Here is an 11,301-nt window from a genome sequence, read left to right as displayed (position 1 = left end):
ATCGGTTCGCACATTTTCACTAGAAGTTCTGTTAGTCCCGAGTTATGCAGACCATAAATGAGCACATACATGGAAAAAGCAAAAATGAAGATATGCCAAGGAGTTTTTTTCAAGATATCAATAGGTTTTGTACGTAGGTAATACCATCTCCATATAAGCAAAATGAGGGAGCCAAGTACCGCCACAAATTCAATTGGGATTGAGAAAAATGATGCTATAAAAAGGGAGCTGCGCATGAGAAAAACAAAGAGTAAAATCTTTAACATAAATTTTGTACGCTGCCGTTTGGTTTCAACTACAAGATGTCCTTTTAACGGATGAAAGTTTTTCGTGAAAAACATTTGTTCAATGTCATACGCTGAGTTTGGCAATCGCTTAGGAAGCTTTCGTTTTACCAATATATACATTAGCCAGGACATAAATAGCAGGCCCAACGCTGTTGGAATAAACATCATTGCTGTCTGCATATAAAGTGTCATATGAAGAATCTTCAATGCGATTAAGTTCACGATATTACTTACACCAATAGGGGTGCTTGAAGCTGTGGCAATTAAAGCGCCAGTTAAAAGATATGGAATTTGATGGTGTGGTTTGAGTTGAAGATTTTTGAGGAGTAAAATTAAAATGGGAGTGGTAATTAAGATACTGCCATCATTATTAAACAAAAGTGTCATCAAAAAGCACAGTAGCTGAATGTACCAATACAAACGGTATCCCGAACCTTTTGCTGCACTTGCAAGTCGTGCTGCTGACCAGTGGAAAAAGCCGAAGCTTTCCAGTATAACTGCCATAACAATCGTTGAGATAATCGTAATTGAAGCGCCGCCAATTTTTTGTAGAATGTCTAGAATATCAGCACGGGATACAACGCCTGTTAATAGAATAATGGTTGCACCAATTGCAGCCGGCCAAGCTTCGCTCATTCCCCTTGGTCTCCAGAATATCACTATTGTTGTCATAAGGAATACGAGTACTGAAATTATGATATGAATATCCATTGTTATATTATCTCTTCCTTTTTGGAATCGCAAATCACTTAGTATTTGCTTGTCTGATTCTTATCATACTATAATATATGCAAATCTACGAAAACAGAGATAGACAATAGACCTAATAGGCGCTCAAGATGTACGCTTGTCCTCTATGCTTTATTACAGGATGGTATAGGTGTTTGCAGATTATATAAAGGTCTTCCTGTTATGAGCAGGCCCTCTGTACGCATGAAAATATGCTTTTCCATATCGCACGGTCAATCTAAGAGTTTCCTCAATTCACTCTTTAGTTGGATTGCCATTAGCTAAAAGACTGCGCATACACATAAATGCTCTGAGAATTGATCCCAGAGCATTTATGTGTATGCACAGTTCACATTCTTTAAACCATTATTCAGCCTGATCTGCTCCTCTGTGTATATTACGGTACATGAGCAGACTTGATATGAGAAAGTTTTAAATACACTGTTTCGCCGCCTGCAATGACAAGCTCAATAATAGAATCCCTCACTTTCTTTACCAACCCGATCTTCGCTGGATCCTCTCCTATATCAAACACTACAAGCTCTCCTTCCCATTTTTTTACTTGTTCCTCGAATGATCGAAGCAATGGGGCAGCTGCTGGAATGACAGGAAGCTTTTCAGTGCTTAAAGTATACGGAGGCGTTTTTAGATTATAAGGAATCAGCCATTTTAGATGCTGTAAGGAAATCAGCATCGTTTTGTAAACAGGAGAGTAAAAAGCAAAATAATCACTGCGAACGCTCATAACATATCCGTGTAATGATATATTGCCTGTCACATAAATTTCAGTAAACAGTCCTTTTGCATTTGTTAAAATGGTACGATACGAAATGGCTTCTACATCTTTTGCTAAAGAAATTTCAGTAGGGTTACTAAGCTCATCATTTATAACTGGGCTAAGATTCACCCGATGGACATGCAACAAAGGGATATATACAAATCTTTGTCCATCAAACAATACAAGAATATCTTTCCCGGTCTCAATCAATATTCCTTGAAAAAAGGCATTTGCCGATATGATTACATCAACTTGTTTGCCGCACAAGGCTGTTATGCTCAAGAAGAACCCCCCTCACGCTGAACACAGGATAGTGGTATATTATATACAGAAACAGTACATTTTAGAAAACATTATTGCAATTTTACGAAGCAATATAATATTTCTTTTCTCTGTACTGTATAGAATAGTTTCTTCAAATGAAAAGAGCATGTTCGGGACAAAAGATTTTGTACATTGCACTTAAGATTGTGTTCTATACCATGAGTAGGTGTTCAGATAAGGTTATAGGATGTATCAAACGCGGGAACGGATGAAAGATGGAGTGGTCTGTTTTATACAACATCCCCCACGTTTTCTACCTTGCGTTTTTCTACACATCACTGCCAAAAGAAGAAATGCACACCCTTGACAATCTTCCAACCCTATCCTTATAATCAAAATCGGACATTATAGCAGAATAAATTATAGTAAAAGCACTAAAATATGAGCTTTTATTCCTACTTCAGGTAGTGCCGTAAAGTTTTTTCGTCCCTGCTGTTATCAGTGGGGATTTTTCAATTGTCATTACTATAAAAGGTGGAATTTTACATGAAAAAAAATAGTTTACAACGTGGGCTGCAGCCTCGCCACGTCCAGCTTATGGCAATGGGCGGGATGATTGGAACTGGTATTTTTAAAGGAAGCTCGGATACCATTTCAGCCGCCGGCCCCGGCATTATTGTTTCATATTTGTTTACAGGTTTTCTGCTTTTGATTGTTATGACCGCTTTAGCGGAAATGGCAATTGCTTATCCAGGTTTAAATATTCAAGGAATGATCCAAAAGGCTTTTGGTTCTCGCTTTTCCTTCGTCGTCGGTTGGCTCTATTGGGTAAACTGGATTTTGGTTATTATTGTCGAAGTATTGGCGGCGGCAAGCTTTTTGCAATACTGGCTCCCAGCAGCTCCATTATGGCTGCTCAGTTTAATATGTACCATACTCATTCTGTCAGTTAATTTAATCAGCGTCAAAATGTACGGAGAGATAGAGTTTTGGCTTGCAGGGATTAAGATCATCACGCTCATATTATTTATTGTCATCGGGGCTGCTCTATTATTTGGGCTCTTCCCAAATCAAGAGGCTGTATATTTTGGGAACTACATAAGTCACGGCGGCTTCCTTCCAAAGGGATGGGGAGGTGTTTTTGCAGCTCTCTTAATCGTAGTTTTCTCCTTTGGAGGTTCTGAATTAATTGGATTAACTGTAACAGAAATGAAACATATGGAACAAACGCTTCCGAAGGTCATCAAGGGCACTATGTTCCGCGTGATTTTGTTTTATACACTTCCTATTCTGGTTATTTGCGGGCTCATCCCTTGGAATGAAATCGGAACGCAAGGCAGCCCTTTCGTTCAGGTTTTCTCTGCGACCGGACTACAGGGCGTTGCTCATATTATGAACTTTGTATTATTGACTGCCTTGCTATCTGCTGCAAATTCAGGAATGTACGCTACATCTCGCGTGTTGTACTCCCTAGCGCAGAATCAAGAAGCGCCCGCTTTATTCTCTTTTGTAACGAAGCGCGGTGTTCCTATTTGGGGAATTATCGTCAGCGGTATTGCTTTACTTATTGGTTCTTTTATCGCTTATCTTACACCAGAGCATGTTTTTTCATATTTAATGTCTATTCCAGGCTTTACGATTTTGTTTATTTGGACCAGCATCTGCCTTGCTCAATTGAAACTGCGCAAGCAATATCCTAGCACCCCGTATTTTCGCTTATGGCTGTTTCCATATAGCACATTATTTGCAGCAGTAGCCTTAGCTACCATTTTTTTCTTTTTCTTGTTCACGGGAAATATTATTAACTCTGGTATATGCATCAGTATTCTAGTTCTTTTATCCCTCTTATCCGTTTTGATCGGGAGAAAGAAATAAATAGAAACTGTTTAGGCCTCTCCACAGGATGACAGCCTTCGCTTGAAGAAGAGGACATTCTTTTCTAAATTAAGCCGCATCCAGCGGCTTTTTCTGTTTTACACTTTAAAGAAGCATCGATTTCTAGCTGGAAGACAATTCGACATGTTTGGAAATTTTAGGAATAAAATATATGAGCAGGACTCGTCAATCTGCGAGTTTTCTTCGTATTGCTCAACTTTTTCCTGCACTTTATTGTTATAGACACCATTAAAATCTAACCAGATGAATATTCAACATAAGAAATGGAATTCATATGGAATTGTAAAAATTAAAATACAAATCTAGAATTCGATTGGCTTTTTGCCAATATTTGATACAATACAATAGGTGCCTTATGAAGGAAGAAATTTGGGATGCTGAAAGATAAAGAAAACTTGCCAACTGGCAGGCGAAGACAAAGGCGTAGTTTCACTTACACTGTATTTCTAGCAGTTCCGACTACGTCGAATTAGCTTCCAGCTGGAAATTTATACTTTCTTGCAGTGCAAAAAACAACTAGGCAGCTTATAAAATCTCCCGATGTGCTGCATAGTTGCGTTTATTAGCTTTTTATATGCACATTTCCTTATATCTCTTCATTTGTTGCCATGACGTACGAGCTTTATCTAAGTACGAATAATGAACTAAGGGGTAGTTGAACACAATGGATTTTCTTACGATTTTAAAAGCTATCATTTTAGGAATTGTAGAAGGATTAACAGAATTTGCGCCTGTTTCATCAACTGGCCATATGGTAATCGTCGACGATATGTGGCTGCAATCCGAACAATTTCTAACAAAGTATGTTGCAAATACGTTTAAGGTTGTTATTCAGCTCGGTTCGATTTTAGCTGTTGTAGTTATCTTTAGAGACCGCTTCATTGAGCTATTAGGATTAGGCCGCCGACATAAAGGTACCAATGTTCACCAGCCGCAGCGCCTTAGGCTTACACAAGTTCTTGTAGGTTTAATTCCCGCTGGTGTTTTAGGGGTATTACTGGAAGACTATATTGATGAATACTTATTTTCAACTGCTACTGTTTTAATCGGTTTAGTGCTCGGTGCTATCTTTATGATTGTTGCCGATCGCTTGGGAGGAAAGGAACCAAAAGTTCAGACTGTTGACCAAATTACCTACAAGCAAGCATTCGCAGTGGGACTGTTTCAATGTCTCTCCTTGTGGCCGGGCTTCTCTCGATCAGGCTCAACAATTTCAGGAGGTGTTTTGCTCGGAATGAGTCACCGAGCAGCTGCTGATTTCACCTTTATTATGGCAGTTCCTATTATGTGTGGTGCAAGCCTTCTATCCTTATTGAAAAATTGGCAGTACTTCACAATGGATGCATTGCCGTTTTTTATCGCAGGCTTTCTCAGCGCCTTTATATTCGCGCTAATCTCCATGCGCTTCTTCCTGAAGCTAATCAACAAAATCAAACTCATGCCATTTGCAATTTATCGAATTGTTTTAGCGGTTCTTATCTATATTGTTTACTTTTAATGAAATGGGCTTGGTCTTTTGACCAAGCCCATTCCATTAAACATGGATAAGATTTCGAAATAAACTATAGGGAGAGTATTATACAGTCCAGCTAAAAACTACAAATAAACATTATTTATATTCCCGCAAAGCTAATATTTCCTTTTTTTCAAATACTCTCCTATTCCTTGTAATGGTATAATGAAGGAAAATGGTTTGGAGGAGATTCGCCACCTATGGAAATCGCGATATTGCTTTTACTGGTTTTCCTCAACGCGTTTTTTGCAGCATCAGAAATCGCCCTTATTTCTTTAAATGATAATAAAGTAAAGTATATGGCGGAGGCTGGTGATAAAAAAGCAAAGATGCTTCGCAATCTACTCAGTGAGCCGAGCAACTTCCTGGCAACAATTCAGATTGGGATTACCCTTGCTGGATTTATGGCAAGTGCCTTTGCCGCAGGAAGCTTTGCAGAGCAATTATCTGCTCTTCTTGTTGAAATCGGCATACCCCTCCCAAAAAATATTCTCGAAACAATATCTGTTATCATCATCACCTTGTTTCTCTCCTATTTTACATTGGTGTTAGGCGAACTAGTACCAAAGCGTTTGGCCATGCAAAAAGCCGAGCTTATTTCAATGCTTGCTGTCATTCCTTTAACAATACTCTCTAAGATCTCGGCCCCATTTGTAAAATTACTAACATTCTCCACGAACCTAATCGTCCGCTTTTTCGGCGTTGATCCGAATGCGGAGCCGGAAAAAATCACCGAAGAGGAAATTCGCATGATGATTGACGTCGGTGAAGAAAAGGGCACCATTCAACCGACAGAAAAAATGATGATTAACAATATCTTTGAGTTTAACAATAAAACAGTTTCAGATTTAATGACGCATAGAACAAATATCGTCGGCATCCCAATGCAAGCTACATTAGACGAACTGCTAACAATCATGAATACAGAAAAATATACCAGGTTTCCAATATATGAAAATAGCTTAGATAATATTATTGGTATCCTTCACGTAAAAGATGTCATTCCACGTCTTGAAAAACTATGCAAAAGAGAATTTAGCCTGCAGGAAGTGCTACGAAAACCATACTTTCTTCCGGCGTCAAGAAGTACAGACAAAGCCTTTCGAGATTTGCAGAAGGATAAAGTCCATATTGCAATTGTCATCGATGAATATGGCGGAACATACGGACTTATTACGATTGAAGATTTAATTGAGGAAATCGTCGGCAACATCTTCGATGAGCACGATGAACCAGAAGAGCAACAGCAGATTAAAAAATTAGGAGAAAACGCCTTTGTAATCCATGGTCTAGTAAATCTATATGAGGTTGAAGATGTGCTCAAAATTAATTTGCCTACAGAGGATTATGATACGTTAAGCGGATTTCTAATCGGTCAGCTTGGCCATATCCCAGATAAGGATACAGTCTCGACTATCGAATATAATGGTGTGCAGTTCCAGGTGGAGAAGGTACAGAATAGACGAATCACGAGAGTAAGGGTAGAACGAATATAGTAAAGAAAACTCGCCGATTGGCAAAGATACGGGCCTAGTTGCTCTTATACTATATTCCTAAAATTTCTTAAAGTGCAAAAAAGCAATTTCCTTTGTGAGGGAATTGCTTTTTTTCTAAGCGTGAAGATGAAAAAAAGCAGCCCAAGAACTGCGCTTAGTTCTATTGCTTCATCGCATTATCTTGTATTCTGCTAAAAAACAGTGCTGCAATAGCCCCTATGAGTGCTAGTGTCATATCCCATTGGGTATCCCACACATCTCCTTGTGTACCAAGAAATGCTTCCGCCGCCGTCCCAGTCAGCCTAGCAACCAAAAATTCCAACAATTCATAAAAAGCGCTGAATGCTAAGCAAACCGAAACAACAAGCACGGCCAACCAACCGTATTTCGTAACACCGACATGCCTCCGCAGTATTTCTCTTGCCATTAATGCTGGTACGAACCCTTGGGCAAAATGCCCCAGACGGTCATAATAGTTCCGATCTAAACCCCACTCATGTTGTATCCAGTTGAATAACGGTACCTCTGCATATGTATAATGTCCGCCAATCATTAAAATAAGCATATGCAGCCATATGAACGTATACGTCATGCTTGTAAACTGAAATGAGCGGTAGGTTCCTATCAGAACAAGTATCAAAAGAATACCTGGTAGTACCTCCAAAAACCATGTGAAATAATCATGCGGACGAATGGCTGAAAGTGCCAAGCAAATAAAAAACACAACTAGCAATATACTAACATAGGTTTGTTTTGACAAAGTTACACCCCCTTAATAGTTAATCTTCAATCCTAATACACTACAGTTTTGCCCTTCCCGTTCATTAGAGAACAATTTTATAAATTAACGCATCAAAGAACCCTTATTTTACCCGATCTTTCTCAACAGATACAAAAATTAATATATATCACTCTCCTTCATAAGCTAAAAATAAAATACTATGCAATCTGTGCTATACTCTTGCATCTCTTTATGACTCTAAAAACCCGGAAAATATTATTCATCCACGAAAAGCTCAGCAACTAATACATTTCTATATATACAAAAGGTAAATGAGCGCTATTCATATGTATTAACGAAAATACGTCGAATGGGCCTCCTGCTAGAAATTTATACTTTCTTAAAGTGCAAGAAAAAGCCCCTAATGAAAATTAGAGGCTGCACATCCTATTCTTAAAGCTCCAATCCATTAAAAATCCATATCCCGCAGTCCAGGGCTATGCTCGTTTGGCATCTCAGGAAGCTCGGGAACTGGGAAGCCCTTTGGTGGTTCTGTTACCGATAACATTCCTCCATTTCTGCTTGGAGTCTGCCCTTGAAAAATCTCTCCGATTTTCGTTTCATCCAATCTAAAGTTAAACTGTGCATTATGGAAGCCCATTTCTACGTACTTTCTGCATTCTGGATATTTATTGATATCATAGTTCGGAACAGGAAAAAGCTTCGCCCATTCAACACCTAATGTTTCTAGTGCTTTGGCAAAGGCATTTTGATGCGCATTGTCGCGCACGATAAGAAACCCGAGCGTTTCACGAAGCGTTTGGTTTGAGCTCATTTCGTAAATTCTTGTTTTTTGCAGAACGCCAGTAGACTCCAGAATAAGATTATTCATCAGATCAGCAATTAAGTTGCCATGATTGTATACCCATGACCCGTTCCATGGGTTTCCGCCCGCATCTACGGGAAGGGAACTTTGTGCCCCCACAATATAGTGATGCGGGTTAGCATACTTAATTGCTTCGTCAAGAGGAGCACCGTCCACACCACCAGCTCCTACTTCAGAAGAAGCACCAGAATCATTCAGTAGTTGATTGATTGTACTTTGCACAAGCTCCACATGGCTAATTTCTTCTAGGAACACTCCGCGAATTAAGTCACGATATGCCTTTTTCTTTCCTCTAAAGTTAGAGCTTTGAAAAAAGTATTGCATCATCGTCCGCATTTCCCCGAATTGTCCGCCGAGCGTCTCTTGCAATACTTTAGCAGCTGCCGGATCTGGCTTGTCCGGTTTAATTATATTAATCAGCTCTTCCTTATAATAGTACATAAGCATGCCTCGCCTTCATAGGTATAGATTACCTTGTTTATACTTTACAGGACTTGAAAACTTATTCATTAAAAACTTATTATCATTAATTCTAAATAAAACATAATCCCGAATATACTGTTACTTCACTCTTTGTTCCATGTGTAACTCTTCCTGTTATTGACAATTGCAATTCTTTTACATATAATGCGTACAGCATGGAACTGCGGAGGATTTATATGAAATTAACTTTAGATGATTATATTAGTATCTTCATTCATCAAACAGACTTAGCCCTTACAAGCTGTGTAAAGGATCGGCTTGCTCCTTTTAATATTGCTCCTGAACAAAATCTGATTATGATGCTTCTTTGGGAGCAAGATGGATTAACTCAAAATGAGCTTGCTGAAAAATTAGATAAGGATAAGACAAATATTGCCCGCATGGTTGCTAATCTTGAGGAAAAGGGCTTTATTCGGCGAGTCGTAAATCAGCACGATCGCCGCTCGTTAGAAGTATACCTGACCGAAAAGGGAACAGAGCTTGGCAGTTCTGTTATTCCAATTGCGGAGGAATTTCACAATCTTATTTGTAATGGAATTACAGATGAAGAGTTAAAAGAACTCAGAAGAATTTTGACTAAAATGCGCGCGAATGTAACATGACCTTCAGCGCATTGTGAGGAATTTTAGTTGCTGTAACAACTAATCCCATGATACAATCAATCCCATAAGCTCAGCTTTATTTATTAGTTGCTATAACAACTAATAAATTAGAGGAATAATAGGAGGAAACATAATGACAAACGTACTATTTGTAAAAGCAAACTCTCGCCCGGCAGAACAAGCTGTCAGCGTTCAACTGTATGATGCATTCCTTGCAAGCTATAAAGAAGCACATCCACAGGATGAAGTAGTAGAACTTGATCTATTTGCAGAAAACCTTCCGTACTACGATACAGATAAAATCAACGGTATGTTTAAGCTTGGCAAAGGTCTTGAGTTAACGGCCGAAGAACAAGCAGCAGCAAATCTTGTCAACAAATACTTAAATCAATTCTTAGCAGCTGACAAGGTTGTATTTGCATTCCCGCTTTGGAACTTTACGGTTCCTGCTGTACTGCATACTTATCTTGATTATCTCAGCCAAGCAGGGAAAACTTTCAGCTATACAGCTGAAGGTCCGGTTGGTCTCTTAACTAATAAAAAAGTCGCTCTTTTAAATGCAAGAGGCGGTGTGTACTCTGAAGGTCCTGCAGCAGCAGTAGAAATGTCTGTAAAATACGTGCAAACAATTTTGGGCTTCTGGGGCGTACAAGATATCACAACTGTTATTGTTGAAGGCCACAATCAGTTCCCAGACAAAGCAAAGGAAATTATTACAGAAGGAATCCAAAAGGCTGTAACAGTTGCAGCAGCATTTTAAGCTTAAAGGCTCTAAAAAAATCCCTCTTGGCTTCTGATGAAGCCAAGAGGGATTTTTTTACGTTGCAGATAATCATATACTTTAGCTAATAAGCATAATCGCCGCAGCAGTGATTGGTGTAAGAACCATCGCGCTCTTTAGCAAACCTTGTGGAGCATAGTTCGTAAACCTCGCTCCGATATAGGATCCTATCATCGTTCCAATCAATACTTGCAACAGCAGGACCACATCTAGGTATCCCTCGGCATAATAGCCAATCCCGCCAGCAAATGCAATCGGCAAAATAACCAGCATCGTCGTTCCTACGGATTGTTTAATTGAGAGCCCTAGCACAGTGAGGAGTCCAATCTGAATAAATGGAGCCGAGCCAATTCCAAAAGTGCCCGCTAATATTCCTGATATGATTCCTACTAATACTGCTTTTGGAAAAATCCATGGAACATTTGCAAGCTCAGTTTTTCGATTCTCAAATCTTTTCTGTACGATAAATAATCGAATTAAAAGAACAACAGCAGATAGAAATAACATTCCTGCTGTGAGCCAATGTAAGGAATGCACCGGAATCCATCCGGCTGTCTGAGAACCGAAATAAGAGCCAATAGCTCCAAATATCCCAGTAAGTAAACCGGTTTTAAGCGAAATATTCCCTTGTCGAAAATGACTATAAGCTCCCGACAGCGTCGTAAAAGCCATTGCTGCCAGCGAGGTTCCTAAAGCAGTATGAATGGGAACTCCAAATAGAACAGTTAAGAGCGCAATAATAAAACCAGCTCCTCCCGCTCCGACAAATCCTAATAAAATCCCCATCGCAAACATTGTTAACGCAATTGCCAACTGTATTCCCTCCAGTGCAAGAATCGATAAAGTATCTCCTGCTAAATTATTT

The 11,301-nt window shown here is 39.2% G+C and carries 10 protein-coding genes; 5 read left to right on the top strand and 5 right to left on the bottom strand.

The genetic code is table 11. The features are described 5' to 3' along the window. Together EP737_RS19070 and EP737_RS19065 are read right to left on the bottom strand one after the other, a co-directional pair. A partial coding sequence (locus EP737_RS19070) for an ArsB/NhaD family transporter (protein WP_129729920.1) occupies window positions 1-998 on the bottom strand: 998 nt, incomplete at its 3' end. A gap of 415 nt (window positions 999-1,413) precedes the next feature. After that, a complete protein-coding gene (locus EP737_RS19065) occupies window positions 1,414-2,076 on the bottom strand; it encodes a DUF2642 domain-containing protein (RefSeq protein WP_129729918.1) in 663 nt (220 codons plus the stop codon). A gap of 528 nt (window positions 2,077-2,604) precedes the next feature. Between EP737_RS19065 and EP737_RS19060 the strand changes: the two genes are divergently transcribed. The 3 genes from EP737_RS19060 (at window position 2,605) to EP737_RS19050 (ending at window position 6,963) form a co-directional block, all read left to right on the top strand. Further along, window positions 2,605-3,933 carry an amino acid permease gene (locus EP737_RS19060; RefSeq protein ID WP_129729916.1) on the top strand — a complete coding sequence of 443 codons (1,329 nt, stop codon included), beginning with the start codon at window positions 2,605-2,607 and terminating at the stop codon, window positions 3,931-3,933. A 685-nt stretch (window positions 3,934-4,618) separates the two neighbouring features. After that, window positions 4,619-5,452: an undecaprenyl-diphosphate phosphatase gene (locus tag EP737_RS19055; RefSeq protein WP_129729914.1), complete on the top strand. Its 834-nt coding sequence runs from the start codon at window positions 4,619-4,621 to the stop codon at window positions 5,450-5,452. 215 nt (window positions 5,453-5,667) lie between these two features. After that, window positions 5,668-6,963 carry a hemolysin family protein gene (locus tag EP737_RS19050; RefSeq protein WP_129729912.1) on the top strand — a complete coding sequence of 432 codons (1,296 nt, stop codon included), beginning with the start codon at window positions 5,668-5,670 and terminating at the stop codon, window positions 6,961-6,963. A gap of 160 nt (window positions 6,964-7,123) precedes the next feature. Here EP737_RS19050 and EP737_RS19045 read toward each other — a convergent pair whose 3' ends face one another. Then, window positions 7,124-7,723, bottom strand: coding sequence for a DUF2238 domain-containing protein (locus EP737_RS19045; RefSeq protein ID WP_129729910.1), 600 nt, complete (start codon window positions 7,721-7,723; stop codon window positions 7,124-7,126). Between the two features lie 430 nt (window positions 7,724-8,153). Continuing rightward, window positions 8,154-9,011, bottom strand: coding sequence for a manganese catalase family protein (locus tag EP737_RS19040; protein WP_129729908.1), 858 nt, complete (start codon window positions 9,009-9,011; stop codon window positions 8,154-8,156). A gap of 218 nt (window positions 9,012-9,229) precedes the next feature. Here EP737_RS19040 and EP737_RS19035 point away from each other — a divergent pair, with 218 nt between their 5' ends. Both EP737_RS19035 and EP737_RS19030 read left to right on the top strand, forming a co-directional pair. Next, window positions 9,230-9,655, top strand: a complete 426-nt coding sequence (locus tag EP737_RS19035; RefSeq protein WP_129729906.1) for a MarR family winged helix-turn-helix transcriptional regulator — start codon at window positions 9,230-9,232, stop codon at window positions 9,653-9,655. Between the two features lie 133 nt (window positions 9,656-9,788). Continuing rightward, on the top strand, window positions 9,789-10,415 hold the full coding sequence (locus EP737_RS19030) for an FMN-dependent NADH-azoreductase (RefSeq protein ID WP_129729904.1): 627 nt from the start codon (window positions 9,789-9,791) through the stop codon (window positions 10,413-10,415). An 81-nt stretch (window positions 10,416-10,496) separates the two neighbouring features. Here EP737_RS19030 and EP737_RS19025 read toward each other — a convergent pair whose 3' ends face one another. Beyond that, window positions 10,497-11,249, bottom strand: a complete 753-nt coding sequence (locus tag EP737_RS19025; protein WP_129729902.1) for a sulfite exporter TauE/SafE family protein — start codon at window positions 11,247-11,249, stop codon at window positions 10,497-10,499. Window positions 11,250-11,301 lie beyond the last annotated feature (52 nt).

It is taken from the genome of Ectobacillus funiculus (genome assembly GCF_004138295.1).
GTDB classification, from domain to species: Bacteria; Bacillota; Bacilli; order Bacillales; family Bacillaceae_G; genus Ectobacillus; species Ectobacillus funiculus.
This window is presented reverse-complemented; position numbering and strand designations above follow the sequence as displayed.